We start from the raw sequence: 26,346 nt of genomic DNA, 5'->3' as shown, positions 1-26,346 counted from the left end.
TTTTCGGCAATAATACTAATGCTCATCGAGGGAAGAGAGGATTCCTTTCCGTATTGTCACACATAGACGGTCAATAGTAGACGTTCGGCGTTTTCTGGCGTGGTAGACACACCCATAGTAGTCTCGTTTGAGGCGAGAGGCTGGGGACGGCTCTGCGCCGACGGCCAGTGAGAGTGGCGGCCGACCGCGGAGACCCCGGGTGGCCAGGGGAGGCGTGAGGTTTTCGATGGTCGAAACCAACTAGTGGCCATGACAGCAGTCACGACGGGTCGGACGCTCGACGAGAACGGCCGCCCGGTCGCAGACACCGGGTTCACGTACGAACCGGGGAGCCTGCTCGCCGAGACGCTCCGCGACCGGTCAGGGCCGCTCACCTCCCACCCGACGCGCCCGTCGTGGGGGACACTCCCGACACCGACAGACGACGACCCGGGGACACACCGAGCGCTCAGCGTGCTCGGCCCGGGATACGACGGCCCGCCGAGGCACTATCACGAGGTCAGCGAGGAGCACTTCGAGGTGTTACAGGGGATGGTCGCGTTCGAACTCGACGGCACGGAGCGCCGCGTCAGTGCGGGTGAGACGCTGGCCGTTCCGACAGGCGTCCGTCACTCGTTCCGGTGTTCCGGTCCCGAGTTGGCGGTGATGCGGACGGAAATCGCACCCGCGGGCCGCATCGGGTTCGTCCTGCCGACGCTGGGTGGGCTCGCCCACGACGGCGGCATCGACAACCCCCTCCAGCAGGCCGCCATCGCCAAGCGCCTCGAAGGGGACACCGTCTTCGTCGAACCCGACCGCCGCGTAGCCAAGCCGCTGACCGACGCGCTCGCGCCCTTCGCGCGGCTTCGCGGGTATCGCGGCGGGTACGGGAAGTACGCACAGCCCGCGTTCTGGGAACGCCACGTCGAACAGCCGGAGGTGTGATCGTGTCGACCAACCACGGCGGCCACTACGACGCCTCCGCCAGCGCGGCGACGGCGGCGTCGAAACCGGTGTTGCGAGAACTCGTCGTCACCTGTTACCTGAGCCAGGTTACTCGCCTTCGAGCGGTTGCCCGCGGCGGTCGATGCGCGTCGCAGGGAGGTCGGCTCGCTCCGCATGCTCGCGGAGCGCCGCCTCGCTTTCAGCCTGGTAGTGGCAGAACGTGCCCGTGACTTGCCCGTCTTCGTTCGTCATGACTTCTGATTCGACCCAGCGAATACCGGTGCCTTCGTCTCGGAGCGCCTCCAACACCTCGCCGGATTTCTCGCCCGCTGCGTGGAGGTCTTCTTCAGTGATCGGTTCGTCCAGTGCTCGGAGGATGAGGAAGTCCTCTAACTGGTCTTCGGACATGGAACCCACACCCACATCGTGATGTGGTATCACCGGGCATAAACCTACGCGTCAGCCGAACCGAGCGATCAGGGACGAGTGATCCAATGAGCGATTCCTGACTCCGGAATCGACTCTCTGTGACGAAAGCGACGACCACTCGGAGTCGCCTGCACCAGGTCGGAAACGGGTTAGTCGAGAAACTTCGCGGTGATCAGCACGGTCGGAATGAGTATCGGGATCGTCAGTATCGCGCCACTGATGACCACGAACGGGGCGACCCCCTCGACGGGATAAGTCAAGACGTCGACCGTCACCCAGTTGACCACGTTCACCATGACGGAGTACGCGACGGCCGCGAGCACCACGATCAAACCGAACGCGCTGGCCATGACGCCGGCGACACTCCGGACGGATCGACTGCCTGTCTCTGTCTCTTCTTGAACGCTCATTCAGTATTAATTCCCGTACCGATTGTAATAACTGCACACTTTTAAACGAGTTGTATTCGCATACGGAGAGTGCAACGTGACCGATGCGCACATCACGAACGACGATCCGGTCGGTTTCCTGTCGGGCGAGGAGTCGGTTGTGAAACAGTGTTGCGACGGGAAACAGAACTTTCGAAACTGCCGTGCAGTGACGAGCGTCGACGTCGTGCTGGGGACAGAGCGCGTGTCTCACACGGTATCCGCCAGTTCGAGAATGCCACGGCCGCACAATACAGTTTCGACCGTGTCCGCGTCGTCGCCCCTGTTGATCGCCTCAACGCTCGCGTCTTCAGAACTGCCTGCTGTTAGAACAGCGACACCGGCACCGCTGCGCTGAAGCGGATGGACCACCTTCCAGTGGGCAATGGTTCACGACCGGGTTCACGCACGGGAGCCGACCCACGACCGCGAGAGGTGGCAAACCGGCACGATCGCGGACGTGACGGAGCGTGACGGCCACTGCGTCGTCACCGTCACCGACGACGGAACGAGCGTCGAACTGGTCGTCACGGTGGCGATCCGGGACCTGTTCGTCTCGCGGCTGGACGTTCCCGACGGTGGGTCGCCCGTGGGCGAGCAGGTCTGGTACCGCAAGAAAGGCGACCAGTGAGCGCCCGAATTCCGCGACGGCGCGTCGCTGGCACCGGTATGCGAGCGCCGTCCCGGAACCGGGTCGCGAACGCAACACCTGTGTACGCACAGTCCGCAGCGTCCGTATGCGTAGCCCGCCGTCGTTGCTCGCCTACTTCGACGCGAGCGTGCTGTACGGGCCGGACAACGGCACACCGACGTCGGGTGCGATCGGATTTCTCGTCGAAGACGGCACGACGACGTACGTCGAAGCCTCCCGCTCTGTCGGGGCGTTCGTCTCGAGCGCCGCCCTCGAATTCCGCGCCCTCCGGGAGACGGTGAAAGCGGTCGACGAGCAGTTCAGCCACGTGAGTTCGCTGCATCTCCACGGCGACGCCGACGCGGTCATTCGCGCCGCCGACCCCGACCACCCGGCCGAACCTTCGGACCCCATCGTCCGCCGGCGGCTGGCGGACGTCCACGCCCGCGTCGCCGACATTCCGGTCGTCACCTACAAAGTGCTCCCGCGGGGGCGCAACGAGCGAGCCCACGCGCTCGCACGGGCCGGCCACGAGTAGCGCGGCGACGAGCGAGCGCCAGTGCCCGAAAAACGACCACACACTTCAATCGTGACATCCAAGCAAGGAGTAACACATGTCGAGCAGCGACCGACAGTACGATCTCGTCGTGTGGGGGGCAACCGGCGTCGCTGGCCGCCTCACGGCAGAGTACCTGACTGAACAGTACACACCGGACAGTCTCTCACTGGCGATCGGCGGCCGGGACGAGGATCGCCTGCGGGCCGTCGAATCCGAGCTCGTCGACAGGAGTGACGACTGGGAGGAACTCCCGATCGTCATCGGGGACGCGACGGACCCAGAGAGCCTCCGCGATCTCGCAGAACGCACGCGGGTCGTCTGTACGACCGTCGGCCCGTACACGACGTACGGCACCCCACTGGTCGAGGCGTGTATCGAGGCCGGGACCGACTACTGCGATCTGACCGGGGAGGTGAACTGGACCCGCGAGATCGTCGACGAGTATCACGACGCGGCAGTCGCGGCCGGCACGCGGATCGTCCACAGCTGTGGCTTCGACTCCGTCCCTGCTGACCTGGGCACCCTCCTCGTCCAATCGTTCGCAATGGAGGAGTTTGAGGTTCCCTGCCGCCAGGTCCGGATCTACGTCGAAGACACCGCCGGCGGCGTGAGTGGTGGCACGCTGGCCAGCGCCGCCGAACTGTTCGAGGCCGCGTCCAAGGACCCCGACGTCAGGAAGGTGCTCGGGAACCCGTACTCGCTGGCACCACCCGGCGAGCGGGAAGGCGTCGACCCGGGCGAGCAACGTTTGCCCCGGAAGGACCCGCTACGGTCCACCTGGACGGCTCCGTCGCCGATGGCACCGGTGAACGAACGCGTGGTTCGCCGGAGCAACGCCCTGCTGGACTACCCCTGGGGGCGTGACTTCCGCTGTACCGAGGTCATCCCGACCGGGCGTGGACTCGGGGGTGCAGCCACGGCGGGTGTCGTCGCCGGTGGCCTCGGGTTGTTCACGCTCGCGATGTCGATCGGCCCGACGCGCTCGGCGCTCAAACGGTTCGTGTTCCCCGACCCCGGGGAGGGGCCGTCGGACGAACAGATGGAGAAGGGACATTTCAGCGTGCGCACGCGCGGCCAGGGAGTCACCGAAGACGGGCCCTTCACCGTGGACGCCGTGATCGGTGCCGACCGGGACCCGGGCTACGGCGGCACCGCCCGGATGCTCGGCGAGTCCGCGATGTGTCTGGTGGAAGACGACACCGACTCACCGCTGGACGGCGGCGTCCTGACGCCCGCCTCGGCGATCGGCGAACCGCTCGCCGACCGACTCCGCGCGGTCGGGTTCACGGCGAGTGCCAGCGTGGCCGAGGAGTCCAGGTAACATCCGCCGCGTCGCAGTACCCCTCGACGGAGACTGCGAGCGCGTCTCAGTCGTCGGTGGGCGTCGAGGGGGCGGCGCTGCTGCGCGCGGTCGTCGAGACAGTCCCTTCGTTCGCGGCGACCCACCGCAACAGCAGGAAGGCGAACACGTACTTCGCGACGATGTCGAGCACGGAGTAGCCCCACGACGTGAGCCCGATCGACTGGACGATGGCGAACCCTTCGGCGCCGAGCGCCCAGACGATGGGATAGCCGAGCCACAGGACGACCGTCAGCACTCGGAGGGTCGCGAAGATCTCGTCGGTGCCCGCCTCGACGGCCGCCGTCGGCCACTCGGCCAGCAGGGCGTAGAGGACGACGGCGAAGAACGTACAGCTCACGCCGTAGAACACCCACCGGAACAGGTACGCGGAGGTGGTGAGTGCGGCTGCGAGGCCGGTCACACACATCGCAATATCGGCCGCGAGGACGGTGAAGAGACTGGCTCTGTCCACGTCAGCGAGGAGCCCCAGCGCGAGCAGTATCATCGGCGTCGAGAGCGCCCACGTGAGGTACCGGCCCCACTGCACCATGACCTCCTGGCCCCCGAGTGCGTGGCCGGGCGGCATCTCGAGGAACCCGATGGTCAACCCCGACACGAGCCCCAGATAGCTCGAAATCGAGACGAGTGGGATCAGCAGTGTCGCACCCCAGATCAGCCGCGCACGCTCGTCGGTGACGTTCCGACCCATGTAGACGAACAGGAGGATGGACAGCCCCGCGAGGGCGACGTTGCCCCACAGCGAGGAACTGAGGAGGGGATCGGACCGGATCTGCGAGACCGCGTCTGCCTGTGTTGCCTGGAGGGCGACACCAGTCGTAGCACCGGATGCCACTGGTAGCATACACCATACGTTGGCGTTGCTACGGAATATAAGATAGTGCGGCTGCGCAAGAACTCACAGCCAGCGTTCACCGGCCCGTCGAGGTCTGTGTCCGACCCGTCGCGGCCGTCTCGTTGACGGGTTGACGCCTGGACCAGACTGCTCAGGCCGGCCGGAGCCGAACGATCGGCGCGTCGGTGTCGTCGACCGCCACGTACAGGTGACCACTCTCCGGGGCCGGAACCACGTCACGGATGCGCCAGCCACGCTCGGCGAGCAACGGCTCGGCCTCGGTCACCCTGCGGCCGTCGACCGTGAAGCGGGCGAGATACTGCGAGGCCAGGCCGCCGACGAACAGGTCCCCCTGCCAGGACGGGAACGCAGCGCCGGTGTAGAAGGTCATCCCGCTCGGCGGGAACCCGCCACTGCCGCAGGGCCAGGAGTACACCGGCGCGACAACGTCCTCGCGCTCGCTGTGTGAGACCCCGATCGGATCGTCGGTCCCGTACCGACAGCCCTCGTCGGCGACCGGCCAGCCGTAGTTCGCGCCCGCCTCGACGACGTTCAGTTCGTCACCGTCTCGCTCGCCGAACTCGCTTTCCCAGAGGGCACCGGTCTCGGGGTGGACCGTCAGCCCCTGGGCGTTCCGGTGGCCGTAACTGTAGATGGCGTCGCGTGCGTCGGCCCGGTCGACGAAGGGGTTGTCGTCGGGCACGGAGCCGTCCGGCGCGAGCCGCAGCGTCACGCCGTGTTCCGTCGAGAGGTCCTGTGCGGTGTGGTCCGGGCCGAAGTCCTTGAACTGCCGGTCCCCGACCGTCTGGTAGACGAACCCGTCGGGGCCGAAGGTGACCCGCGAGCCGAAGTGCCCGCTCGACTCGACGAAGGGTTCGGCGACGTGTAACTGCTCGAAGTCCCGGAGGGAGCCGCCGTCCCGATCTAGTCGACCTCGGCCGAGGTGTGTCGCGGACCGGCCGTTCCCGTCGGTCGCCGAGTACGTGAGATACACCCAGCGAGCGTCCGGAAATTCGGGATGGAGTGCAATGTCCAGCAGGCCACCCTGGCCCTGGGCGTACACTGACGGCGTGCCCGAAACAGTCCGGATCGTGCCGTCGGCGACGTCGACCAGGCGCAACCGACCGCCGCGTTCGGTGACGAGCAACTCGTTCCCGTCCGGGAGCGGCGCGAGACTCCACGGCTCGGCGACCGGCTCGACGACCGTCTCGACCGCCACCGTGACGTCGCCGCTGGTACTGGTCGGCGACTCGGCTCCGGGAAACGGCCCGGTCGCACACCCAGCGACCGCCCCGAGCGCACCAGTCGTCGCCGCGAGGACTGCCCGACGGGTCACCGACCGACCCGAGGAGTCGTCGTCACCCGGCATGTGTCTGTGTTGCCCGTCGCTCTCTGCCGACGGCCGTCAGCCGCCACCGGCGGACGCCCCAGGTGCTGTCGCAGCCGGCCAGTTTCCTCGCAGACCGCCAGCGCTGGGAGGACGCTGTCTGCGTGAAGGGATCGATGCGCATACGCCCGATTACGGCCCGGCGCGTATGAATGTCCCCCCGGAGGAACGGCCACCGGCTGACCGACCGAGCCGGTTCCGAGGTTCCCGTCGCTGCTGTGTCTTCGTGTTGTCCCACCGCTAGGGAGCCCGCCGGCGTGTGTCTCCGTTACTCGCCACCCGGGCCAGCAGGACCGACGAGATCACAGAACGCCGTCTCTGCCGATCGCACGGTTATATATCACACAGAAGGGATAAGCCAGCACGCGCTGCATGTGGGACCGTGACGCCCGATTCGTTCACCCTTGCTGCCACGGGCGATGCGATCATCGCTCATCCCGTGTCCCAGGTCCAGGGGAACGACGCGCAGTTCGACGCCCTCATCGAGGTCCTCCAGGGGGCGGACGCGGCAGTGACGCAACTCGAACCCGTGTTCGTCGACGGAACCTGTCGCCACGCCTCCCTCGCACAGGTACGCGACCAGTACCAGTACCTGGCCCCGTTTCCGGGCGCCCTCATCGGGACCGACCCCGCGCTCGTCGACGAGTTGACGGCGATGGGGCTGAACCTGTTCACCCTCGCCTCGAACCACGCGCTCGACTTCGGCCACGACGGCCTGGAGACCACGCTGGCCGCACTGCGCAACCACGAACTCACGTTCGCCGGCGTCGGCGACGATCGAGCCGACGCCAGAGCGCCGGCGTACCTGGAGACGGACGCCGGCCGGGTCGGGCTCGTCGACGCGTCGACGAGCGTCCCGCCTGGTGGCGCGGCCGGCGTCTCGACGGACCGCTTCGACGGCGTCCCCGGGATCAATCCCCTCCACGTCGAGTGGACCTATCGCGTCCCGCCGGACCGGCTCGAGCAACTCCGGGCGATCGCCGAGCAGACCGGCATCGAGGCGGTCAAAGGCGAGTGGCTCCGGCGGGAGCACCCGGACTGGGCAGCCGACGACGCGTTTTACTTCATGCAGATGCGGTTCGCCCCGGCGACCGAGCAGCGACCGCCCGGCATCTACCAGTCGCTCCGCCAGCAGGACCGCGAGGCGGTGCTCGCCGGGGTCAGCGACGCGGCCGCGAACGCCGACTGGGTGGTGATGGGCCTCCACTCCCACCAGTCCCGGGCTGGCAGCCGCAACACGAGCGAGGTCCCGTCGTTCCTGCAGGGGTTCGCGCGCGACTGCGCCGACGCCGGTGCCGACGCCGTCGTCGTGACCGGGCCACACACCCTCCGCGGGATCGAGGTGTATCAGGACAGCGTCGTCTGTTACTCGCTCGGGAACCTCTTCTTCCAGGACGACGCCTTCTACCGGATTCCGGACGCTGTCAGCGAGACCACCGACGAAACCGTGCCGGACGTGCGTGGCGACGCCGCGTCCGAGGAGACGACGTCGGACGTCGATCACGACGCGGACAACTGGCAGTCCGTCGTCCCGGAGTGTACGTTCGACGCCGCGGGCGGACTCGACCGCGTCACGCTGTATCCGTGTACTCTCCAGCCGACTGCGGACCGGCCGCGGCGTGGGATGCCGGTACTCGCGACCGGGGAGCGAGCGGAGTCGATCCTCCGAACGGTCGCCCGGCGCTCGGCCCCGTTCGGAACGACCGTCAGCATCGAAGACGGCGTCGGAACTGTCGAGTTGTCGTAACGTCGCCACACGTCTCAGCGGACGGACACCGGATTTCCGGTGTACGGATTGATACGTTTGGCATCGGGCCCTGGACGGCGTGTGGACGGCTCGTCGGCCCGGACGAGACGCCGGAGATGGTCCGTCGAACCGACGAGTCTGTGGCCGTCAGTCGGGGAGCGGCGGCCACGTCGTCGCCACCGTCTCCTGGATGAGCTGGGTCTGGGCGCGCCGCAGTCGCTCGGACACCGAGGAGGCAGTGATCCCTAACTCAGCCGCGACTGCTTCCAGCGACGCCCGACGCGGGATGTCGAAATACCCCAGTTCGTAGGCGATTCGCAGCGCTTCGTGTTGGCGGTCGGTCAACCCCTCACCCGGCGGTTCCGATTCGCCGTCTCGCGTGAGGCGAAGCAACCGGAACCCGGCGTTTCGCTGCCAAAACGACGAGAACTGCGTGAACGCGTCCCGATCGGCGAACCATCCCGTCTGTCGCCAGCCGTCCGGAACCACCTCGATCCGTTCGATAATGGCGTCGGCCGTGGCGAGGGTTTCGAGCCCCGCGAGATCGTCCAGGGAGTCGCCGAGTTGCGCCTCGAAACTGAGCGCTGGGCGCGCCTGATAGCGACGCGTGTCGCCGGCCGCCCCGATCACCGTCCAGTCGGCGACGTCGTAGGCGTCCGAGAGGGCGTCCTCGATCGCCGTCTGTGAGCCGCCTGTGACGGTAACGAGAAACAGGGGCCGCTTCCCGTGGTTGAACTGGAGGTCGAGGCGGAGCGTCGCATCGGACGCCGCCCTCGCGATCTCGACGAGCGGGAGCGCTTCGCAATCGATCTCGAATTCGGCGACGAGCCCCATACCAGCACGTGTCAATCGGCCCTAATGGGACTGGCGAAGGCCGCACTCACGGCCAGACCGCTATGATGCCCACCCGGCTGATCCCCGCCAGCCCACCGACGACAGTCCCGCCGGGTGCACTCCGACGCAGTATGTCCAGCCATCTGCCACCCGCCATTTAAATGGCCCCACCACTGAGAGAGCGACTTAGCCAACACGCCCTCGAAGGCAGCGGTGCATGGTGACGACACAGTCCGCAGATGGCATCGAAGTCGCCTACGAACAGCACGGGACCGGACAGCCGCTCGTCTTGCTGCACGGCGGGATGGCTCCCCGGGAGTACTGGACTCCGGTGATTCCCCACTTCGAGGAGTACGCCGCGATCGTTCCCCAGCGGCCCGGGTTCGGCACGTGTCTGGACGGGCCAGCCGAAACGACCGCCGACGAGATCCTGGAGCGGGAGGCCAGGTACGTCCGAGCGCTCGTCGACGCCGTCGACGGCGAGCCGATTCTGTTCGGGCACTCCTACGGGGCGCTCACCGCGATCGAGGCCGCCACGGCTGCACCCGTCGAGGCGGTCGTCGGCTACGAACCGGCGGTGCTCCCCGAGGGTTTCCGAGCGGAGGCCGACCTCGCCGACCGCATGGACGCGCTCATCGACGCGGGCGACCGCCGGGAGGCCGTGAAACGCTACGTCGAACAGGTGCTCCATCCCCACGGAATCGACGACCTCGACGCCTGGCTGGCGGAGTGGCCGGTCTGGCCCGACTGCGTCGACCTCGCCGAGGAGGTCGTCCGCATGAACCGCGCCGTCGAGCAGTACCAGCTGCCGGATCGGCTCGCCGTCGACGCGCCCGTGCTCGTCCTGACCGGCACCAGCGGTCCGGACTTCCTCCGCGAGAGCGCTCGGGCCGTCCACGACGCGCTCCCCCAGAGCCGCCTCGTCGAGTTCGACGGCGTCAGCCACAGCGGCCCCGGCGAAGCGCCAGCGCTGCTCTCCGCAGAGGTCGATGCGTTCCTCGCCGAGTGAGTTCGAGGGCGTTGAGAGAGCTCAGACCTGAGCGGAGAGGTCTCTGAGCGCGAAGCATCTCTGTCCGCCAGCAGCGATCTGCAACCGTGTATGGGTGAGGCATTGCCTCGACCGCTGTTGCACTGTGGGCAGGAATGGTCACTTTTGTAACGAGTGGCACGGAATAACTTGGGGATGTCCGCCCGACTCCCCCTCCTGCTCGTCGTGCTGGTGGTCCTCGCGGGCTGTAACGCGCCCGGGGCACCGGCCGTCGACACCGACCAGCCGACCGTCAGCGAATCGCCCGCCGCAAACGTATCGCAACCGACCACTGGCCCATCGTCGAACGCGTCGACCGCCAACTCGTCGACGATTCCGGTGGAGGGCGGCCGCCTCGCCGCGGACCCGGACCGGACGTTCCGGCGCGTGACCCGTCAACTCGGGGTCGACGCTCGCCCGCCGGAGCGAATCACGATCGTCGACCCCAGCGAAGCGCCGACAAGCGTCGACCCACCGCACTTTCTCCAGGTGCTGGGCATGGATGCCAACGCGTCCCGGCCGGGACTCGCTGGACAGACCATCGGCGAGGACTGGATCCGCGTCAACCGGACCGTGGCGACGCGGCCGCGCATGGAGGGCGTGCTCGCTCACGAGTACGTCCACGTCGTCCAGAACCAGCAGGGCGTGACGGGACAGCTGTTCGCGTCGGGCGTCTGGGAGTCGGTCCCGCCGTTCAGCGTCGAACGGCCCCTCCTCGTCTCGGCCGTCAAGGAGGGAGCGGCGACCTACGTCGCCACCCAGTACCAACGGAACTACACCGAGATGCGACTGCAGGCCACGCGCTACGGCCGTAGCTATCGCCAGCAGGAGACCGCCGCCGGGCGCTACTTCATGGCCCCCTACTGGTTCGGCTACCGGTACGTCGCCGACCGCCTGGCCGACGACGAGACGCTCGACGCGATCTACGACCGCCCGCCGCGGACGAGCGAAGCACTTCTCCACCGCTACGCCCCGGGTGCGGAACCTCCGGTAAACCTCTCGGTGACTGTCGAGCCGGGCGCGTGGCGAGCGGACAAGCGTGGCCGCGTCGGTGAACTCGGCACGCGCCTCGCGCTCGCTGCGACCCTGAACACCTCGCGGGCCGTCGCTGGTGCCGACGGCTGGGGCAACGACGAACTCGTGATCTTCGAGCGAAACGAGACGCGGGGCTACGTCTGGGTGACCCGCTGGGACGACGCCGCGAACGAAACCGAGTTCCGGACCGCCCTCACCGCCGCGCTCGACCGGCAAGGGACCCGCACGGACGCGGGATGGCGCGACGGAACGACCGCGTTCCGCGTCCGGCAGGGCGACGACCGCACGACGGTCGTCGTCGCCGGCCCGTCGGCGTTCGTTCGGACTGCGAGCGCCAGCGTCGGACAGCAGGTGGTCGTTCGCGGTCCGTAGCCGGGACAGTGAGCCGCCTCACGGGCTGACGACGGGGTCAGTTCGCGCAGGCGCCAGACTGGTCCGGCCACTCAGATCGGCGACCTGCGTTAACTACCAAACAGCTATGTCGCGGAACGCTTATACTGTGAACCATTCATGCGCTCGCAGCTGACGACGCGGCAGCGCCGGCACGCACGGTATCAGTCGGGTGAGGCCCAGCCGTTGGCGTTCGAGAGACTCGACGGAGCCAACTGATGGCAGGTGCCGAGTCTCCCCTCGATTCGTCCCACGTCCTCCTGACCGGGACGACGAGCTGGATCAGCGAACTCGCCGCGCGACTCGACTCTCAGACCGACGCGTCCGTCCACACGGTTGCAACGGCAGCCGAGGGGCTGGATGCAGTCCACCGCAGCACAGTCGACTGCGTCGTCACCGAGTACGCGCTCGCCGAGACGACCGGCGTCGACTTCGTCCAGGACGTCCGGGCGGCCACGACGACGGTGCCCGTCATCCTCGGGACGGCTGACGGGGACGAAACCGTCGCGAGCGACGCGATCGCAGCCGACGTCACCGACTACGTCGTGGTCGAGGAACCGCTCGACCGGACGCTCGACACGGTCCTGACCCGAATCGAGGACGCACTCGAGTCGGCACGGCAGACGAGGATCCGCCGCGAACGAGCGCGCCAGTTCGACGCGGTGTTCCACGACGCACAGACGGCGACGTGGGTCCTCGACCCCGACGGAACGGTCGCACGCGCGAATCAGGCAGCACGCGAGCTGACCGACGAGGACACGTCCGTTGGCGAGCGATTCTGGCACCTCCCGTGGTGGTCGGACACGGCGGCCCAGAACGACATCCGACGGCTCGTCGACCAGGCACGCGACGGCACGTTCGGGAACGCGATCGTCTTCGAGCCACCAGACGCGACCGCGCGGCGCGTGATCGACTTCTCCGTGCGCCCGGTCGAGAACGAACGGGGCGAACTCGCCTCGATCGTCGTCAAAGGCGTCGACATCACGGATCGCGTGACGCTCGAACGGGACCTCCGCCAGTCCGAAGAGCTCCATCGCGTCACGCTCAACAACATGACCGACACCGTCCTCATCACGAACGAGGACGGCGAATACACGTACGTCTGTCCGAACGTCCACTTCATCTTCGGCTACACTGCCGAGGAGATTCACGAGCAAGCGACCATCGACGAACTCCTCGGCGACGACCTCTTCGACCGCGACGAACTCAGGGCAAAGGGCAGTCTCACGAACATCGAGTGTACGGCGACCGACAAGGCAGGCCGCGAACACACGCTGCTGGTCAACGTTCGGGAAGTCGACATTCAAGAGGGGAAACTCCTGTTTAGCTGTCGCGACATCACGAAACGGAAACAGCGCGAGGAGGCGCTGGCCACGCTCCAGGAACTGGCACGGGCGTTCCTGTACGCGGAGACGCACGACGAGATCGCCCAGCACATCGTCGAGGAGGCAGCGAGCGTTCTGGACGTCGATGCGAGCGCCGTCTACCTGTTCGACGCCGATACGAACGAACTCCGGCCGGCGGCACACTCCCAGGCGATGCGAGCGCTCAACGGGCCGCTGCCGAGAGTCCACGCCGACGGCGACACGCTTCCGGGCCACGGGTTCATCTCGGGGGAGACGCTGTTTTTCGACGACGTTCACCAGGAAGACCGACTCGCCAACCGGGCGACCGACCTCAGAAGCGCGTGCTACATCCCGCTGGGCGATCACGGCGTCTTCGTCGCTGGATCGGACGACGTCGGCGCGTTCGACGACGTGACTCGCGAGCTCGCCGACCTGCTCGCCGCGACCGCCGAAGCAGCCCTCGACCGCGTCACGCGGGAGTCACAGCTCCGCGCACAGGACCGACAGCTCCAACAGCAAAACGAGCAGCTCACCGCACTGAACCGGATCAACGAGACGATTCGGGCGATCGATCAGGCCGTCGTCCAGGCCGAGACGCGCGACGAGATCGACCACACGGTCTGTGAACTGCTGACGAGCGACGACCGGTTCAGCTTCGCCTGGATCGGGACCGTCGATCCGACGACCGACACGGTCGAACCGCACGCGTGGGCCGGCGACGAACAGGGGTACCTGGACAGCCAGCGCTTTGCCGTCGGCGAGTCGGGGACGGAGCCGGCCGGTGAAACCGCAGCGACGGGCGACGCGACGATGGTTCCCAACGTCGCGGCCAACCTCCGCAGGGACTCGTGGCGATCGGACGCGCTCACCCGCGATTTCATGTCCGTGTTGAGCATCCCGCTCAGATATAGCGATCTCACGCACGGCGTGCTGACGGTGTACGCGGACGCGCGGAACGCGTTCGACGAGACGGCACGGGCTGTGTTGACCGAACTCGGCGAGACGATCGCCGCTGCACTCAGTGCCATCGAGCGGAAAAACGCACTCCTCACGACGTCGATGACGCGCGTCGAGTTCGAGATCGACGACCCGACGTTCGTGCTCTCGCGGCTCGCGCGGGCCGCCGAGTGCACGCTCTCGTATCAGGGCGGCGTCCAGCAGACGACGACCGGGAGCTACGTGTTCGTCACCGTCGACGACGCTGCCACCGAGACCGTCGAAGCCGCCGCGTCCGAACTGGTCGGGATCGACGACGTCCGCCAGATCAGCGTGGACGGTGACGGTGGCGTCCTGCGACTCGGTCTGACGCAACCGTTTCTCGCACTGGAGCTCGCCGATCACGGTACCGTCTTTCGGGAGGCGACCGCCGATCCGGCGACGACGACGCTCACCATCGACGTCCCGACGAGCATCGACGTCCGCACCATCACGCAACTGGTGACCGACACCTTCGCCGACGTCGAACTCCAGAGCAAACAGACGCTCGATCAGGCCGCCGAACACGGCGTCTTCGCTGACTTCCTCGCGGACCTCACCGAACGGCAGCTCGAAGTCGTCCAGACGGCCTACTACAGTGGCTTCTTCGAGTCACCGCGCGAGAGCACCGGTGAAGACGTCGCGGCGATGCTGGACATTTCCCCACCAGCGTTCTACCAACACGTCCGGACAGTGCAGCGCAAACTGTTCACCGCACTCTTCGAAGAACAGAGCGCGTCCATCGCCGCATCAGCCGACGGGTTCAATAATTAACCACCCGTGTGAATTCGCTTTGATACTGAACGATTGGATATACCCTTATACACTTATTATCGCCAGGTGAGTGCCCGTGCCGACGGGAGGCACTCGTGAAGACACTATGAGAGATGTCACGCAAACTCCCGACGAGGAAACGCCGTACGAGTGCTTCGAGTGTGGGGCTGTCGTCGTCGCAGAGGACAAACCCGACGCCTGTCCCCAGTGTGAGAGCGAGATGCGAAACCGGCAGATCCCGCTCGAGTGACGATGCCGTCCAACACGGCGGTCGCTCGTGACGATCAGTTCGGCACCCTGTCGCGGTCGCTGACCGCGAGGGCAACCGGAGCGTCCCTCGCTCACCAGTCCATTCTATGACAGACGTCCAGGACTTCCTCGAGGACCCGAGGACCGTCAGGCACGTGCGATACCCGACGTCGGTGCCGTATTTCCGGTCCGTCACGCGGATCTGTCACTTCCCGAGCGGGGACGTCCTTCTCGACCGCGCGGACCGTCGTCAGTGTTTGCTCCCGGCGATCGACCGCGTCGACGTGCCAGCGAGTGAGATCCAGCGAATTACAGATGCAGTAGTACTCGACACCGAGGCCACGGTTTACGTCGTCGAGGACGGCGGCGATCGGGTAGTCGTCCCGTTCGACGAGGAGCTCGTCTTGTAGTCGCCCGAGCGGACGAGTCAGCGACTGCGGCCATGGCAGAAGAGAGCGGATCAGGGCTCACGTTGGTGGCCTCGACGCAAGGAGTTTTCGAGGCTGGGACTTGTCCGCTGGCGACTGCGAAACAATCTCGCCACAACGCAGTACCCCGTCCCGTGCGAATGCGGCGTGCATGGAACGACGAGGCTTCGTTTCGGCCGCCGGGACGCTTGGTGCCCTCCTCTTCGGGAGCGAGACGGCCAGTGCGACGCGCGAGCAGCGCGGGACGCAGCCCCAGGACGCTCGCCCGTCGCCGCCCGCGAAGACGGTCCTCCACCTGTCGAGTGGCGAGACGGCGGCCTACAAGGGCGCGCTGATGAACGCACAGAACCTGTTGGCTGACGAGACGGTGCCCGTGACGGAACTCGTCTTCCTGTCGAACGGGCCGGGCGTCAAGCTCTACACGCCGCCGGGCCGGGAGAACGACTTCGCCGACCGCATCAACTCGTTGCAGGAGCGCGGGGTCTCGTTCCGGGTCTGCCAGAACTCCATGGCGATGTTAGACCTCACTGAAGACCAACTGATCGACGGCGTCGAACCCGTTCCCTCTGCCGTCGGCGAATTTGCCCGGCTCCAGGAAGTTGGCTACGGCTACATCAAGGTCCCGTAGCGAGCGACGGCGACGCCGAATCGGGGACAACCGGCAGGTAACACGGGCGGAAGCCGTGACACAGAGCAAATTTGCTGAAGAGACTGGCAGCCGTACAGTACGCGTCGGTGCGCTGGACCGGCACCGCACCGGCCCAGCACCGACACAGCGGGGACAGCATGCACGAGGATTACCTTTCAGCCAGCGTCAACCGACGACGGTTCATCACCGGGGCCGGTCTACTCGGCTCTGGACTCGTCGCCGTCGAGCCGGTTCGGGCGGCAAGCCAGGGCAATTCCGACGACTTCGACGCCGACATCGAGTTCGACGACGACTGCCAGGAGCTCGTGGTCGACCCGACCGACGACGATGCGGAGTACGTCCTCGAGTTCGAGGTGGACGACGACAGCAGCTTCGAGCTCGAGGCGACCGGCCGGATAGAACTGACCACCGACGACGGGTCGTTCTCCCGCGCCTCCGTCGACTACGACGGCGAGGAGGTCGCGTCCGAGGAGTGCGACGCGGACGACGAGGATGACGATGACGACGAGAACGACGACGACGGTGACGACGAGATCGACGTAGACGACGAGGACTTCGACGACACCGACGACGACTTCGACGCCGACGTCAGTTTCGACGACGACTGTCAGACGGTTCACGTCGATCCCACCGACGACGACGAAGAGTACACCGTCGAGGCAGAGATCGAGGATCGCGGGACTTTCACCGAGGACTACGAGGGGGCCGTTCGGCTCGAGAGCGACGACGGTGAGTTCGAACGCGTCACGGTCGAGTACGACGACGAGGAAATCGCCGAAGAAACCTGTTCGTGAGGGACGGGTGTCGGGACGCGGGCTCCCGACGCTCTCCGAGTCTGCGACGCCAATCGGCAGCGACCATTCGCTAAAAGCGTAGAATTATCGAAGGACGGAGCCGGCACACGCGGGGACGATCGGGTGTCGCGGGAACGACGGCACACCGTGGGAAAAACAGCAGTCGGGTGTCGAGGTGCTGCTACTTTCGTTGGGTGGTCGACCGCGGGGAACCTCCGTGACGAGCGGCTCCGCCTGACGAATGTCTGTCCGGCAGTAGCGACGATGCCGAGAGGGACGTCTGGGAACTGTGTCGAGACAGGAGACGAGGCGATACACGCTCTCAACTGCGTACTGCTATCACGCCTGCAAAAGTTAACACCGGGGGAAGACAACCCTCAGAGGATGGCGACAGCTCATCTCATCGCAGTCGGTGCCTCGCCGCTGGGCACGACAGACCTGCCCGGCCGCGACCTGTTCTCGACGGCCCTGGCCGAGGCGTTCGAGGGGTTGCCCGACCCGGCGGACGTCGTCGACGGACTGTACGTCGGCGCCCAGTCCGAACGGTACGAGAACCAGATCATGCAGGGCACGCTCATGGCCGAGTGGGCCGGCCTGCGGAACGTCCCCGCAGAGCGCGTCGAGGCGTGTGCGGCCGCTGGAGCGCTCGCCCTCAAGAACGCAGTCCGGGACGTCCGGGCGGGCGTCCACGACGCCGTGCTGGCCTGCGGCGTCGAGAAGATGACCGCCGGTGGAACCGAAGGCGCCACGAACGCGCTCGGTGCGGCCTTCGAGCGCGCCCTCGAACAGCGGTCCGGGGTCACCGCGCCCGCCACGTACGCCCTGCTCGCGCGGCGGTATCTCCACGAAACCGACGCGACGGAGCGAGACCTGGCCCGGATCGCCGTGAAGAACCACCGGAACGCGGCGGCCAACCCACGGGCGATGTTCCAGCAGGCAGTCGACGTCGAGACCGTCATGGAGGCTGCCGACGTCGCGCCCCCGCTGAAACTGTACGACTGTGCGCCGGTCACCGACGGTGCCGCAGCCGTAGTCGTGGCGAACGACGAGGTGGCGGCCGACCTGCTCGATCGTGAAGAGACGGTCCGCGTGGCCGGCGTCGGCTCGGCGGCCAACAACCTCGCCGTCGCCGAGCGCGACCTGACGTTCGTCGAGGGGGCGAACGTCGCCGCTACGACCGCCTACGAGGACGCCGGCGTGGACGCCGCCGCCGTCGACGTCGCGGAAGTCCACGACGCCTTCACCGTCTGCGAGGCACTCCTGGCCGAGGCCGCCGAGTTCGCCCCCGAGGGGCGCGGCATCGAGACCGTCGAGGACCCCAGCGACCGGTCGGCAGGCTGGACTGACGTCCAGATCAACACCAGCGGCGGCCTGAAGGCCCGTGGGCACCCGATCGGGGCGACCGGGCTGTTGCAGGCAGTCGAAGCCTACGAACAGCTCACCGGGCAGGCCGGCGATCGCCAGGTGGCCGACGCCGACACCGCACTGCTCATCAACGAAGGCGGCGTCGCCGACGCCCACACCGTCGCCCACGTCCTGACTACCGACCGAGGAGCGTGATTCATCCATGCCAGACACCGACCCCACGACGACAGGACCGCTCGCACCAGAGGACATCACCGCCGACTCACCGTTCACGCTGCCCGGCTTCTTCGACGCGTTAGCCGAGGGCCGGCTGGTGGCCGCCCGCTGTACCGAGTGCGACACCCACCTGCTCCCGCCGCGCCCCGCCTGTTACAACTGCGGCAGCCGGGCGGTCACGATCGAGGAACAGCCGCGGACCGGCGAAGTGATCTCGTACACGTCGGTCAACCGGCCGCCGTCCGCGTTCGCCGACTTGGCGCCGATCACCGTCGCGGTGGTCGAACTCGACTCCTCGGCGCGACTGACCGGTCGCGTCGACGCTACGCTCGCGGACGTCACCATCGGCGACCGCGTCGAACTCCAGGTCCGTGATCCCGAGGCAGCCGGTATCGACCCGGAGTTCGACCTGTCCTACGAGGAGGAGTGGCCGGTCCACGTCTTCGAGTTGGTGTGAGCGGACAGCACACTGGCGAGGGTCAGTTCGGGCACACACTCTTCGGACGTTTCTCTGCAGATGGTAACACACCAGGGTTTTCCAGTGGTCAGGGGTGTCTGCCACGATAGATGGCTCGGGAACTAGTCATCTCGGTGTCCAGCATCCTCGTCAGCTCTCACTATACGTTCGTTTCTCGGGAATGACACCGGGCACGCCAACCGTCTGATCGTCTACATCGCCGTCGTCTCGGAGAATAATATACCAGTGGGGATCTGTTGAAACCCTCAAATGAGCCGTGCTCAGTCGTCGGCAGTATAGGCGCCGCTTCGATGTTCGATCCGATGGACTTCGAGGACCGTGGCATCGAAATCAAGGATGCAAGCGAGGCGGTACTGGCCGACGCGGAGTTTCGAAAACGGACCTCCAGTCAACGGCTCCAAAAAGTCGTCGGGATCTCGCCACTCAGAGTTCACCACCTCGTCAAGCTTCGAGACGATGCGGTCTTGGACATGTGGATCCAGCGCGTCGAACTGGTCTGCAGCACGGGGCGTGAACTTCCAGGTCCAGTCCGCATCACTCGTCATCCGCACCCTGATCCATCATCTCGATCACTTCGTCGCGTGAGACCAACTCCGCATCACCGGCCCGTAAGTCGTGTTCGCTCGCCGCGATCTGTTTCCATCCCTCTCGGGAGAACTCGGGATGTTTCACCGCGTCACGAGCAGCGTACCGAAGGAACTCGCTCCGGGAGTTGAATCCCTGTTCCTCCCACGTCGTATCGATGTCCTCGAGGAAGGCCTTGCTCAGTCGGAGGTTGATCTGGACCATCTCTGGTCCGTCGTCTCCCATCCCGGTATCAGCATCGGACATATACACATGCTTTACATCTGTATATAGAAAAAGCTTCTCGCGAGTTGCGGTTGTACGTGGCATCGGACTTACCGTCGTCACTCGCCGTACGTCCGTTTCTCGGGAATGACGCCCCGCACGCCACCCGTCGGATCGACCATGTCGCCGTCGTAGCGGGGGATGACGTGCCAGTGGCAATGGGGCACCGTCTGCCCAGCCGCCTGGCCGTTGTTGAGTCCGATGTTCGTCGCATCAGGATCGTACCGCTCCTTGACCTTCGCATGGGCCTCCTGCAGAAACGCAAAGAGCGCTGATCCGTCGGCCGCTTCGAGATACTGGATGTGTTCTTTCGGCACGACGAGTGCGTGGCCTTCCGTCACGGGAGATGTGTCGAGAAAGCAGAGATATTCCGGTGATTCGTGTAGCACTGTCGCGTCGCGCTCTCCGTCGATGATCTCACAGAACACGCAGTCGTCCGAGCGAGCCATATGCGAGTGTCTACCGGGGAGCAGGGAAAGGAGTTGTCTCGTCGGGACTCCCAGCCACCCAGCGCTTCGAGTTCCTGGTTCGGGTGGCCGACAGTGGTCGGTGGGAAGACGGCGACGGGTTCACATCCCGGTTGGGAGGTGCGTAGCCAGGTCGAAGCGGCGAAGACCGTACTCGAGAGCTGCCGCGATCAGCAGCACGGCCAGAAACAGGAACCAGCCGCCGAAGTAGAGCGCGTGGGGGTCCTCCACGCCTGCCGTGAACTCCGCCCGGACATCGAGCATGATGAACAGCGTCAACAGCGCCGACGGCACGAGTAATCGGTGGCGAACCAGAAGGTAGAGTGGAATCGCAGCGAGCACCCACATGCCACCAGCACCGAACAGAAACAGGAGCCACACAGACCCTCCGGACAGCGTCACTCCGAGACGAGCAGCGAACCACACCATGACGGCAGCGTGGAGCAGTCCGCCCGCGGCAGCGATCGCGGCCGCCCGTCGTCGTGAGGCAGGGATCGCCAGCCCCGGAACGGAGTTCGGGACTGACGGGAGCCACGGCAGGGTATCGCGAGCGACGTACTCGACGAGTCCGAGGAACAGAAACGCGACCGTCCAGACCGAAGCGTTGACCATGTATCGGACGATATACAGACCGTTCTCGACGACCGTGATACCGGTCGGCTCGGCGAGCCCTTCGAGTTCGGCGGCGTCACGAAACGTCGGGCCAGGCGGTGTGAGCTCCATCCCAACGACGTACCCCGTCGTGAGGACCAATCCAACGACGGGCAGTACGAGGTGGTATCGACTCGCGAGATACACTGGCAGCGCCGCCACGACGATCAGCCCACCGTACCGCCATCCGAGTCCAAGAACCGAATAGTTCGCTGGGCCGACCTCGTACCCGAGGCTGCTGGCGACGATGAGTAGTCCTCCCGCGTGGACGAGCCCGAGAGCGAGACTACCGGCTGCCGCTCGGCTGGCGGGCATACGTGTACCGTCGAATGCACGTGCCTTCTGTGTTTGCCCGGCGCCTCTGACGAAATTCTGAACTACCACTGGCTGAGGACAGACGACTCGCTGAATACAGCAGGTATCGATCTCAGGGGGCTGCGTTCACAGCACTGCGACGGGATTCAGCAGTCCCGGGTTGGCATCGCAGTGACGAACGGGTGGCTCGATTCGAATACAGAGCCACGCTCACACGTTAGGCAGTCTGTGAGGGCGACCACGTGTTCAACCGGTAGATCAGCCGGCCCACATCCAGCACGATGACCGCACCGACTACGGGTTCGAGATACGCTGGTGGGGTCGTCACGGACGCGAGCACGCCGACCACGACGGTGGCAATCCCGACGCGGAGGATCGTGTTCCCAGCCATGTCTCGGACGACGTCATCGGACACCGACGAGGTGGACTCGCTGTAGCCAGCCAGCAACCACGTCCAGCCCGCGAACTTGATGAGAGCACCGAGGAGCACGACGAACGCACCACTTGCGAGCCATTCGATGGCGACGGAGTCGAGGGAGGGCATATCTGGAAAATGTTCCAATAGCAGAATAAAGATTAGTGAAACAGAACAAACATCGCCAACGATCGGTCTACGTGACTATCGGACCGCCGCGGAGATCTCGATCGATACCCGGCGCGATTTAGCAGACGAGGTGGCCGAGCGTGAGACGATGGTCCATCGATTGGCGGTCGACGACTCACCCCCAGGATTACGTTAGCGCGATCACCGGCGTGACGGCTGCCGACGAGGAGTTCGTCGCCGCGACAGTGACTGATCTCCGTGTGAGGCAGGCGTTCGACGTGGCGAAAACCCCGTCTACGCGATGAACGGGTAATCGGTCGGCTGCAGGAGGGAGAAGAGGAGAACGGCAGAGACGAATCCGGAGGCTGGCATGGTTCAGGGACCCCGAGGCAGTACAGGTGCGCACTCGTCGGCGCTTGCGCAGCACCGCTGGCAGAGGCGTGCAGGCCGCAGGTGCTCACAGTTAACTCCTCACGAGGCGATGAGAACGACCGCGACAGCACCGAACGCGATACCGAGGGCCTTCTTGGCCGTGAGTCCTTCGCCCAGAAAGACGATGCCGAGGAGGGCACCACCGACGAGGAACATCCCGAAGATCGGGACGACGACGCTCACCGGCCCAGTCGAGAGCGCACGGAAGTACCCGACGACAGCACCGGCGAGACAGAGGCCGGCTGCGAGTGCGAACTGCACCGGCCGCCCCGTCAGTGACGGGACCGACCACTCGCCGACCAGGAACGCCACGGCCGTCGCCCCCGCTGCGAGGGTGAGGATCGCGATCGGCATGACGGTAAACGTCGGCAGCCCACGCAGTGCGAGTTTCATGAAGAGAAACGCAAAGGAATAGCAGACCATCGCGACCACGGCCCAGAACACGTAGCTCATAGACCGTTCACCACCGAATCTCTCCGTTCCAGGTGCCATCGAAAGGTGTCCATACGGTGAGATATCAGGGGAGGTCACCAAAAATCCCAGTGCCAGGTGAGTGACGAGCCTCGCAGGCGACGGGACACGAGAGCGGGTGGATGACGCGGCCGTCACCCGCCGACGCACGGGTGTGAAGCGTCGGATGACGTCCCACAGAGAGACGATCGTGGTCGGGACGAGGCGGCGAGCACTGCGAGGCACGGGCACCCAGTTCGTCGGTAAGGAGTCCCTCTCGAAACAGCGCCGTCCTCGGATCAAAGGGGGATCTGTCTCGCTGACCTGCTCTGCAAGAGAGCCCAGGGAGGCCGAGTCGTAGTCCTCGTCGACGATGAGGTGTTGCGCGAACCGCCGACAGAGGTCGTGACTGCTGACCTCCTCGAAGTCCGGATCACCAGTCTGTGCGGCTGCGGCCTCAGCCGTGCGCTTCACTGCGGCCCGAATACCACGCTCTGTTAGTAGCTCCACCCGTATCCGGGTGGGCAAGACCTTTGTGTAGTACCGCTGTATCACAGTATATGAGCACCGACACGGACGCCGGCGACGATCGAATGGAGAAGATCAACGTTCGCGTCCCTGAGGCCCTGCTGAAGCGTCTCGATGAAGAGTGGGAGCGGCGTGGCTACTCCAGCAAGTCCGAAGCCATCCGCGATGCGCTGCGTGACTGGGTAAACCCGCCGGTCACGCTGTCCGAGGAAACGGTCGATGCCCTCGAAGAGAGCCGCGAGCAGCGTGAGCGAGGCGAGACGCGGTCTCTCGACGAGGTCGCGGAAAAGTACGACGTGGATATCGACGAGTAGGCACGCATGACCGATGTCGAGATTACGCCGCAAGCAGACGAGCAGCTGGAGGAACTCGAGGCCGAAGCCCGCGAACGCATCCTGAAGAAACTCGCCGAGGCACGGGACTGGACCGAACACCGCCTCGACCCACTCACCGGGTGGCCCTACTACAAACTCCGAGCCGGCGACTACCGCGCCATCATCACCTGGGACCGGAACGACGATTGCCTCATCGTCGAGGCCGTGGGTCACCGAAAGAACGTCTACGATCGCCATCTGCCGCCCTGACGCTGACTAGCTATCCGAAATGAATAACTTCGTTATTTTGCAACAACGCTCGGAGCGCGGATCAGAGACGACTTCTCCCAGTCGTTTGTTGACCGGTTTCGATGATCGATCCCGGTAACCCGTCACGAGGGACCAGTCGGTGTACCAACGCGTCCAAAACGTTATTTCCGGTCGTAGATTCCAGAACGAATACACGGGCACGCCGCTGTGCGACCGCCTTCATCGAACCAGCGCCTCGACTGCACACCATGGACATCACTGAGAGCACGATTCGAGACCGATGTACCGATGCGGTTTTCGAGCGCGGCCAGACCTATCGTGACGAGGGACGAATCCAGCGGATCGAGCGGTACGGCGACGTCGTCACTGCGGCTGTCAGCGGATCACAGCTGTACGACGTCACTATCGACCTGGACGACGAAGCCAGCACGCCACACTGTACGTGTCCGTACGACGGGCCAGGAGATTGCAAGCACGTCGTCGCAGTATTGCTCAAAACAGCTGTGACTCCACCGACAGACGAGAGCGAGCGCGTCGAGGCCATCCTCGACGACGTTCCGGCGGACGACCTACGTGCGTTCGTCACCGACGCACTCGCCACTGACCGGGACTTCCGCGACCGATTTCTCGCTCGGTTTGGCGACACGACAGCCAAAACCGTCGACGAGTACCGTCCCGAAGTCGACCGGCTGTTCGCTCAGCACACGGCGGACGATTCGGTCGTCACGGAGGCCATCGACTTCTCGCAGTTGTTCGACGTTGCCGAGGAGTATCGCACACGAGACGAGTATCAGGCGGCAGCGACCGTCTACCGCGCGCTGTTCGAGGGCATCGACGACAACATCGACCTCGTCGACGCTGCCTACGACCACTATGCCAGGGCGTTTCAGACGGCACTCGACGGCTATGTCGACTGTGTGCTGGCGACGGACTCGGATGCCGAGGCGTTCGAGTCGTACGCCGATGTCGTAGCCGAGCGGGCGTCGACCGGTGCCGCCGTCCACCGAGAACGCTTTCAGAAGGCGCTGGGAGACCTCGAAGCCCGGCGATAACCGACGTCGCCACACCCACGGAGGTAGCGGTTCGGTGACTGACCAGCGCCAGCGCGTTCCGCTCGACGTAGGCCCGCTTGCTCTCCGTCCCCGGTTCGTCGTCGATGGTCACCCAGCAGGAAGGTGAGGTCACGGATGTCCTCGCTGACCCGGCGTTCGAGGTCGAGTTCCGCCATGCGTCGGTCCCGATCCCCAGTCGAGCCGACGCCCCACTCCAGAGACTCGTCCTGAAGATTGTCGAAGTCACCCTCAGACCCGTGTTTAGCGGAATCTGTCGAGCGGTTCTCTGAGAGCCCACTCGTCCCGTGTCGGGTCGAGATTCGACGGTTCGACGCCGCTTTCGGTCAGGATCCCAGCGTGATAGAGCATCGTCTTCAACTGGAACACTGTCGGTGAGTGATACACGTCGCCGTTCTCGAGCTGGTCCCGCTGTAGGTCGCCGTCCGCATCGAGGACGCGTTGCCGCACGTCGTCGGTCCCCCGGATGAACAGTTCGACGGTGAAAGTGGGGCTCTGGTCATGGAGATACTCGACGAGTTCGACGATGGATGGCTCCGGGATGCCGTCGTCGTGCATCGTCTGCAGTTCCTCGACGAGCAGTTTCGTCCCCGGATACTCGTAGACGACGCGGCGAGCCACCTGTCCCCACGTCGGAGCGAGGTCACAGAACCGTGTCCGCGAGCGTTTCCAGTCCGCGAAGCCGTCGAGTGCCGCATCGACCGAGCCGTACTCGCGAAGGGCGAACCTGACGACCTCCCTGCCGAGCGGGCGCAGCTGCACGCCGTCGGGTTCGACTGCGATGAGATCGAGGAATTCCGCCCCCGTCCGCGCCCCGTCGACCGCCTTCACTACCCTCTCCGCGAGGACGTCTTCGGTCCGCGCCTCGTGATATACGGCCAGAGGATAGGCGAGATAGTTCTTCGGGTGGTTGAGACTGAAGTTCGTGTCCGCGACGCCCTGCGCGCTCGCCTGGAAGCGAATCGCCGACACCTCGCTGGACGTTCGATTCCCGACGACCCGCGGTTCGAGTGCTGCCGTGACGGCCCCATCGCCGTCGACGGCCAGGATACCGACGTTCAGTTCGCGAGCCAGGGTTCGTGCTGATTGCGACAGCGAATCCTGGGGTGCCGCGAGGAATGCGACGTTCGCCTCGCCGAGGCGGTCGTACGCCTGGACGATCCCGCGTTCGACGTCCGGCCGTTGGGTGCCGGTGTAGCCTTTCGCCTCGATGGCGATCAGTGGTGGCTCCTCCCCGACGCGGTCGACAGCCAGGAGGTCGTTGTCCACCGGGCGGACGCCGACCAGGTCCGGGTAGCCCGAACCGAGCTGGACGTGGTTGAACGGCGCCAGGCGGTCGCGGACCTCGTCGTCGATCCGCTGGTCGTCGATCCAGCGCTCCTGGGCGAACTGCGTGTCGACGACCGCATACGTGTTCTCCGTATCCTCGTCCGGGAAGAGCCGCCGCTTCGTGTGCGCGAGGACGTGCGGTTCCGTCAACTCGGGGGCCGCACTGGCCATGCGCTGGGTATCTCAGAGTGGTAACTTGAAGATACAGGCCACATCGATACCTCCGGTCGAGGGCTGGGAGTTACCTGGTCTGGCCGATCATATGGT

The 26,346-nt window shown here is 65.6% G+C and carries 30 protein-coding genes and 1 pseudogene; 17 read left to right on the top strand and 14 right to left on the bottom strand.

Annotated elements, in window-relative coordinates; all coding sequences use genetic code 11:
* Nucleotides 1-249 precede the first annotated feature (249 nt).
* Nucleotides 250-924 (top strand): cupin domain-containing protein, encoded by a 675-nt coding sequence (locus tag ACFR9U_RS05830; protein ID WP_247379607.1) that lies wholly within the window; start codon nucleotides 250-252, stop codon nucleotides 922-924.
* Between the two features lie 108 nt (nucleotides 925-1,032).
* On the opposite strand, the gene ACFR9U_RS05825 is transcribed toward ACFR9U_RS05830, so the two are convergent.
* Nucleotides 1,033-1,332 carry a DUF4242 domain-containing protein gene (locus ACFR9U_RS05825; protein ID WP_247379609.1) on the bottom strand — a complete coding sequence of 100 codons (300 nt, stop codon included), beginning with the start codon at nucleotides 1,330-1,332 and terminating at the stop codon, nucleotides 1,033-1,035.
* A gap of 170 nt (nucleotides 1,333-1,502) precedes the next feature.
* Nucleotides 1,503-1,763, bottom strand: coding sequence for a hypothetical protein (locus tag ACFR9U_RS05820; RefSeq protein WP_247379612.1), 261 nt, complete (start codon nucleotides 1,761-1,763; stop codon nucleotides 1,503-1,505).
* A 403-nt stretch (nucleotides 1,764-2,166) separates the two neighbouring features.
* On the opposite strand from ACFR9U_RS05820, the gene ACFR9U_RS05815 reads away from it, so the two are divergent.
* The 3 genes from ACFR9U_RS05815 (at nucleotide 2,167) to ACFR9U_RS05805 (ending at nucleotide 4,292) form a co-directional block, all read left to right on the top strand.
* The gene (locus ACFR9U_RS05815; RefSeq protein WP_247379614.1) at nucleotides 2,167-2,412 is read left to right on the top strand and encodes a DUF7861 family protein; all 246 of its coding nucleotides are present in this window, start codon (nucleotides 2,167-2,169) and stop codon (nucleotides 2,410-2,412) included.
* 106 nt (nucleotides 2,413-2,518) lie between these two features.
* Complete coding sequence (locus tag ACFR9U_RS05810) at nucleotides 2,519-2,950, top strand: ribonuclease H family protein (RefSeq protein ID WP_247379616.1); 432 nt, start codon at nucleotides 2,519-2,521, stop codon at nucleotides 2,948-2,950.
* Between the two features lie 76 nt (nucleotides 2,951-3,026).
* On the top strand, nucleotides 3,027-4,292 hold the full coding sequence (locus ACFR9U_RS05805; RefSeq protein WP_247379619.1) for a saccharopine dehydrogenase family protein: 1,266 nt from the start codon (nucleotides 3,027-3,029) through the stop codon (nucleotides 4,290-4,292).
* A gap of 46 nt (nucleotides 4,293-4,338) precedes the next feature.
* Here the strand turns inward: ACFR9U_RS05805 and ACFR9U_RS05800 are convergent, their stop codons facing one another.
* The 3 genes from ACFR9U_RS05800 to ACFR9U_RS05790 all read right to left on the bottom strand — a co-directional run bounded on the left by ACFR9U_RS05800 (nucleotide 4,339) and on the right by ACFR9U_RS05790 (nucleotide 6,677).
* Nucleotides 4,339-5,175, bottom strand: coding sequence for a bacteriorhodopsin (locus tag ACFR9U_RS05800; RefSeq protein ID WP_247379621.1), 837 nt, complete (start codon nucleotides 5,173-5,175; stop codon nucleotides 4,339-4,341).
* A 142-nt stretch (nucleotides 5,176-5,317) separates the two neighbouring features.
* Entirely contained in the window at nucleotides 5,318-6,535 is a 1,218-nt protein-coding gene (locus ACFR9U_RS05795) for a PQQ-dependent sugar dehydrogenase (protein ID WP_247379623.1), read from the bottom strand.
* Nucleotides 6,525-6,677: a hypothetical protein gene (locus ACFR9U_RS05790; protein ID WP_247379625.1), complete on the bottom strand. Its 153-nt coding sequence runs from the start codon at nucleotides 6,675-6,677 to the stop codon at nucleotides 6,525-6,527. The genes ACFR9U_RS05795 and ACFR9U_RS05790 overlap by 11 nt, the downstream gene beginning before the upstream one ends.
* A gap of 258 nt (nucleotides 6,678-6,935) precedes the next feature.
* Between ACFR9U_RS05790 and ACFR9U_RS05785 the strand changes: the two genes are divergently transcribed.
* On the top strand, nucleotides 6,936-8,300 hold the full coding sequence (locus tag ACFR9U_RS05785; RefSeq protein ID WP_247379627.1) for a CapA family protein: 1,365 nt from the start codon (nucleotides 6,936-6,938) through the stop codon (nucleotides 8,298-8,300).
* Nucleotides 8,301-8,447: 147 nt separating this feature from the next.
* On the opposite strand, the gene ACFR9U_RS05780 is transcribed toward ACFR9U_RS05785, so the two are convergent.
* On the bottom strand, nucleotides 8,448-9,134 hold the full coding sequence (locus ACFR9U_RS05780; protein WP_247379629.1) for a helix-turn-helix domain-containing protein: 687 nt from the start codon (nucleotides 9,132-9,134) through the stop codon (nucleotides 8,448-8,450).
* A gap of 217 nt (nucleotides 9,135-9,351) precedes the next feature.
* Here ACFR9U_RS05780 and ACFR9U_RS05775 point away from each other — a divergent pair, with 217 nt between their 5' ends.
* The 9 genes from ACFR9U_RS05775 to ACFR9U_RS05735 all read left to right on the top strand — a co-directional run bounded on the left by ACFR9U_RS05775 (nucleotide 9,352) and on the right by ACFR9U_RS05735 (nucleotide 18,839).
* Complete coding sequence (locus ACFR9U_RS05775) at nucleotides 9,352-10,143, top strand: alpha/beta fold hydrolase (protein WP_247379631.1); 792 nt, start codon at nucleotides 9,352-9,354, stop codon at nucleotides 10,141-10,143.
* Nucleotides 10,144-10,317: 174 nt separating this feature from the next.
* Nucleotides 10,318-11,568, top strand: coding sequence for a hypothetical protein (locus ACFR9U_RS05770; protein WP_247379633.1), 1,251 nt, complete (start codon nucleotides 10,318-10,320; stop codon nucleotides 11,566-11,568).
* A 236-nt stretch (nucleotides 11,569-11,804) separates the two neighbouring features.
* Nucleotides 11,805-14,681, top strand: a complete 2,877-nt coding sequence (locus ACFR9U_RS05765) for a bacterio-opsin activator domain-containing protein (RefSeq protein WP_247379636.1) — start codon at nucleotides 11,805-11,807, stop codon at nucleotides 14,679-14,681.
* A gap of 106 nt (nucleotides 14,682-14,787) precedes the next feature.
* The gene (locus ACFR9U_RS05760; protein WP_247379638.1) at nucleotides 14,788-14,931 is read left to right on the top strand and encodes a rubrerythrin-like domain-containing protein; all 144 of its coding nucleotides are present in this window, start codon (nucleotides 14,788-14,790) and stop codon (nucleotides 14,929-14,931) included.
* Nucleotides 14,932-15,037: 106 nt separating this feature from the next.
* Nucleotides 15,038-15,340, top strand: coding sequence for a hypothetical protein (locus tag ACFR9U_RS05755; protein WP_247379640.1), 303 nt, complete (start codon nucleotides 15,038-15,040; stop codon nucleotides 15,338-15,340).
* Between the two features lie 169 nt (nucleotides 15,341-15,509).
* Entirely contained in the window at nucleotides 15,510-15,986 is a 477-nt protein-coding gene (locus ACFR9U_RS05750) for a DsrE family protein (protein WP_247379642.1), read from the top strand.
* A gap of 158 nt (nucleotides 15,987-16,144) precedes the next feature.
* A complete protein-coding gene (locus tag ACFR9U_RS05745; protein WP_247379644.1) occupies nucleotides 16,145-16,801 on the top strand; it encodes a hypothetical protein in 657 nt (218 codons plus the stop codon).
* 384 nt (nucleotides 16,802-17,185) lie between these two features.
* Nucleotides 17,186-18,361 carry a thiolase C-terminal domain-containing protein gene (locus tag ACFR9U_RS05740; protein ID WP_247379646.1) on the top strand — a complete coding sequence of 392 codons (1,176 nt, stop codon included), beginning with the start codon at nucleotides 17,186-17,188 and terminating at the stop codon, nucleotides 18,359-18,361.
* A gap of 7 nt (nucleotides 18,362-18,368) precedes the next feature.
* Nucleotides 18,369-18,839, top strand: coding sequence for a Zn-ribbon domain-containing OB-fold protein (locus ACFR9U_RS05735; protein ID WP_247379648.1), 471 nt, complete (start codon nucleotides 18,369-18,371; stop codon nucleotides 18,837-18,839).
* 281 nt (nucleotides 18,840-19,120) lie between these two features.
* On the opposite strand, the gene ACFR9U_RS05730 is transcribed toward ACFR9U_RS05735, so the two are convergent.
* From ACFR9U_RS05730 to ACFR9U_RS05705, 6 genes are all read right to left on the bottom strand, one after another.
* Nucleotides 19,121-19,405, bottom strand: a complete 285-nt coding sequence (locus ACFR9U_RS05730; protein WP_247379651.1) for a type II toxin-antitoxin system RelE family toxin — start codon at nucleotides 19,403-19,405, stop codon at nucleotides 19,121-19,123.
* The gene (locus ACFR9U_RS05725) at nucleotides 19,395-19,691 is read right to left on the bottom strand and encodes a ribbon-helix-helix domain-containing protein (RefSeq protein WP_247379653.1); all 297 of its coding nucleotides are present in this window, start codon (nucleotides 19,689-19,691) and stop codon (nucleotides 19,395-19,397) included. The genes ACFR9U_RS05730 and ACFR9U_RS05725 overlap by 11 nt, the downstream gene beginning before the upstream one ends.
* 77 nt (nucleotides 19,692-19,768) lie before the next feature.
* The gene (locus ACFR9U_RS05720) at nucleotides 19,769-20,158 is read right to left on the bottom strand and encodes an HIT family protein (RefSeq protein ID WP_247379656.1); all 390 of its coding nucleotides are present in this window, start codon (nucleotides 20,156-20,158) and stop codon (nucleotides 19,769-19,771) included.
* A 120-nt stretch (nucleotides 20,159-20,278) separates the two neighbouring features.
* Entirely contained in the window at nucleotides 20,279-21,142 is an 864-nt protein-coding gene (locus tag ACFR9U_RS05715) for a hypothetical protein (RefSeq protein WP_247379658.1), read from the bottom strand.
* Between the two features lie 217 nt (nucleotides 21,143-21,359).
* Nucleotides 21,360-21,686, bottom strand: coding sequence for a DUF3784 domain-containing protein (locus tag ACFR9U_RS05710; RefSeq protein WP_247379660.1), 327 nt, complete (start codon nucleotides 21,684-21,686; stop codon nucleotides 21,360-21,362).
* A gap of 471 nt (nucleotides 21,687-22,157) precedes the next feature.
* The gene (locus tag ACFR9U_RS05705) at nucleotides 22,158-22,571 is read right to left on the bottom strand and encodes an EamA family transporter (RefSeq protein WP_247380111.1); all 414 of its coding nucleotides are present in this window, start codon (nucleotides 22,569-22,571) and stop codon (nucleotides 22,158-22,160) included.
* A gap of 557 nt (nucleotides 22,572-23,128) precedes the next feature.
* Between ACFR9U_RS05705 and ACFR9U_RS05700 the strand changes: the two genes are divergently transcribed.
* From ACFR9U_RS05700 to ACFR9U_RS05690, 3 genes are all read left to right on the top strand, one after another.
* A complete protein-coding gene (locus tag ACFR9U_RS05700; protein ID WP_247379663.1) occupies nucleotides 23,129-23,410 on the top strand; it encodes a ribbon-helix-helix domain-containing protein in 282 nt (93 codons plus the stop codon).
* Nucleotides 23,411-23,416: 6 nt separating this feature from the next.
* The gene (locus tag ACFR9U_RS05695) at nucleotides 23,417-23,680 is read left to right on the top strand and encodes a type II toxin-antitoxin system RelE family toxin (protein WP_247379665.1); all 264 of its coding nucleotides are present in this window, start codon (nucleotides 23,417-23,419) and stop codon (nucleotides 23,678-23,680) included.
* Nucleotides 23,681-23,928: 248 nt separating this feature from the next.
* Nucleotides 23,929-24,732 (top strand): SWIM zinc finger family protein, encoded by an 804-nt coding sequence (locus ACFR9U_RS05690; RefSeq protein WP_247379667.1) that lies wholly within the window; start codon nucleotides 23,929-23,931, stop codon nucleotides 24,730-24,732.
* 31 nt (nucleotides 24,733-24,763) lie between these two features.
* Here ACFR9U_RS05690 and ACFR9U_RS21345 read toward each other — a convergent pair.
* Together ACFR9U_RS21345 and ACFR9U_RS05685 are read right to left on the bottom strand one after the other, a co-directional pair.
* Nucleotides 24,764-24,865: pseudogene (locus ACFR9U_RS21345) on the bottom strand (GIY-YIG domain-containing protein); the annotation flags it as partial.
* A 128-nt stretch (nucleotides 24,866-24,993) separates the two neighbouring features.
* Nucleotides 24,994-26,250: a hypothetical protein gene (locus ACFR9U_RS05685; RefSeq protein WP_247379670.1), complete on the bottom strand. Its 1,257-nt coding sequence runs from the start codon at nucleotides 26,248-26,250 to the stop codon at nucleotides 24,994-24,996.
* Between the last annotated feature and the right edge of the window lie 96 nt (nucleotides 26,251-26,346).

Origin of the sequence: Halorientalis brevis (assembly GCF_042678165.1) — an archaeon.
Taxonomy (GTDB): domain Archaea; phylum Halobacteriota; class Halobacteria; order Halobacteriales; family Haloarculaceae; genus Halorientalis; species Halorientalis brevis.
This window is presented reverse-complemented; position numbering and strand designations above follow the sequence as displayed.

What these genes read in the sequence shown, in the direction of transcription:
- ACFR9U_RS05830 (WP_247379607.1), top strand. Translation starts at nt 250, where the DNA reads ATGACAGCAGTCACGACGGGTCGGACGCTCGACGAGAACGGCCGCCCG.
- ACFR9U_RS05825 (WP_247379609.1), bottom strand. Translation starts at nt 1,332, where the DNA reads ATGTCCGAAGACCAGTTAGAGGACTTCCTCATCCTCCGAGCACTGGAC.
- ACFR9U_RS05820 (WP_247379612.1), bottom strand. Translation starts at nt 1,763, where the DNA reads ATGAGCGTTCAAGAAGAGACAGAGACAGGCAGTCGATCCGTCCGGAGT.
- ACFR9U_RS05815 (WP_247379614.1), top strand. Translation starts at nt 2,167, where the DNA reads ATGGTTCACGACCGGGTTCACGCACGGGAGCCGACCCACGACCGCGAG.
- ACFR9U_RS05810 (WP_247379616.1), top strand. Translation starts at nt 2,519, where the DNA reads ATGCGTAGCCCGCCGTCGTTGCTCGCCTACTTCGACGCGAGCGTGCTG.
- ACFR9U_RS05805 (WP_247379619.1), top strand. Translation starts at nt 3,027, where the DNA reads ATGTCGAGCAGCGACCGACAGTACGATCTCGTCGTGTGGGGGGCAACC.
- ACFR9U_RS05800 (WP_247379621.1), bottom strand. Translation starts at nt 5,175, where the DNA reads ATGCTACCAGTGGCATCCGGTGCTACGACTGGTGTCGCCCTCCAGGCA.
- ACFR9U_RS05795 (WP_247379623.1), bottom strand. Translation starts at nt 6,535, where the DNA reads ATGCCGGGTGACGACGACTCCTCGGGTCGGTCGGTGACCCGTCGGGCA.
- ACFR9U_RS05790 (WP_247379625.1), bottom strand. Translation starts at nt 6,677, where the DNA reads ATGCGCATCGATCCCTTCACGCAGACAGCGTCCTCCCAGCGCTGGCGG.
- ACFR9U_RS05780 (WP_247379629.1), bottom strand. Translation starts at nt 9,134, where the DNA reads ATGGGGCTCGTCGCCGAATTCGAGATCGATTGCGAAGCGCTCCCGCTC.
- ACFR9U_RS05775 (WP_247379631.1), top strand. Translation starts at nt 9,352, where the DNA reads ATGGTGACGACACAGTCCGCAGATGGCATCGAAGTCGCCTACGAACAG.
- ACFR9U_RS05770 (WP_247379633.1), top strand. Translation starts at nt 10,318, where the DNA reads ATGTCCGCCCGACTCCCCCTCCTGCTCGTCGTGCTGGTGGTCCTCGCG.
- ACFR9U_RS05765 (WP_247379636.1), top strand. Translation starts at nt 11,805, where the DNA reads ATGGCAGGTGCCGAGTCTCCCCTCGATTCGTCCCACGTCCTCCTGACC.
- ACFR9U_RS05760 (WP_247379638.1), top strand. Translation starts at nt 14,788, where the DNA reads ATGAGAGATGTCACGCAAACTCCCGACGAGGAAACGCCGTACGAGTGC.
- ACFR9U_RS05755 (WP_247379640.1), top strand. Translation starts at nt 15,038, where the DNA reads ATGACAGACGTCCAGGACTTCCTCGAGGACCCGAGGACCGTCAGGCAC.
- ACFR9U_RS05750 (WP_247379642.1), top strand. Translation starts at nt 15,510, where the DNA reads ATGGAACGACGAGGCTTCGTTTCGGCCGCCGGGACGCTTGGTGCCCTC.
- ACFR9U_RS05745 (WP_247379644.1), top strand. Translation starts at nt 16,145, where the DNA reads ATGCACGAGGATTACCTTTCAGCCAGCGTCAACCGACGACGGTTCATC.
- ACFR9U_RS05740 (WP_247379646.1), top strand. Translation starts at nt 17,186, where the DNA reads ATGGCGACAGCTCATCTCATCGCAGTCGGTGCCTCGCCGCTGGGCACG.
- ACFR9U_RS05735 (WP_247379648.1), top strand. Translation starts at nt 18,369, where the DNA reads ATGCCAGACACCGACCCCACGACGACAGGACCGCTCGCACCAGAGGAC.
- ACFR9U_RS05730 (WP_247379651.1), bottom strand. Translation starts at nt 19,405, where the DNA reads ATGACGAGTGATGCGGACTGGACCTGGAAGTTCACGCCCCGTGCTGCA.
- ACFR9U_RS05725 (WP_247379653.1), bottom strand. Translation starts at nt 19,691, where the DNA reads ATGTCCGATGCTGATACCGGGATGGGAGACGACGGACCAGAGATGGTC.
- ACFR9U_RS05720 (WP_247379656.1), bottom strand. Translation starts at nt 20,158, where the DNA reads ATGGCTCGCTCGGACGACTGCGTGTTCTGTGAGATCATCGACGGAGAG.
- ACFR9U_RS05715 (WP_247379658.1), bottom strand. Translation starts at nt 21,142, where the DNA reads ATGCCCGCCAGCCGAGCGGCAGCCGGTAGTCTCGCTCTCGGGCTCGTC.
- ACFR9U_RS05710 (WP_247379660.1), bottom strand. Translation starts at nt 21,686, where the DNA reads ATGCCCTCCCTCGACTCCGTCGCCATCGAATGGCTCGCAAGTGGTGCG.
- ACFR9U_RS05705 (WP_247380111.1), bottom strand. Translation starts at nt 22,571, where the DNA reads ATGAGCTACGTGTTCTGGGCCGTGGTCGCGATGGTCTGCTATTCCTTT.
- ACFR9U_RS05700 (WP_247379663.1), top strand. Translation starts at nt 23,129, where the DNA reads ATGAGCACCGACACGGACGCCGGCGACGATCGAATGGAGAAGATCAAC.
- ACFR9U_RS05695 (WP_247379665.1), top strand. Translation starts at nt 23,417, where the DNA reads ATGACCGATGTCGAGATTACGCCGCAAGCAGACGAGCAGCTGGAGGAA.
- ACFR9U_RS05690 (WP_247379667.1), top strand. Translation starts at nt 23,929, where the DNA reads ATGGACATCACTGAGAGCACGATTCGAGACCGATGTACCGATGCGGTT.
- ACFR9U_RS05685 (WP_247379670.1), bottom strand. Translation starts at nt 26,250, where the DNA reads ATGGCCAGTGCGGCCCCCGAGTTGACGGAACCGCACGTCCTCGCGCAC.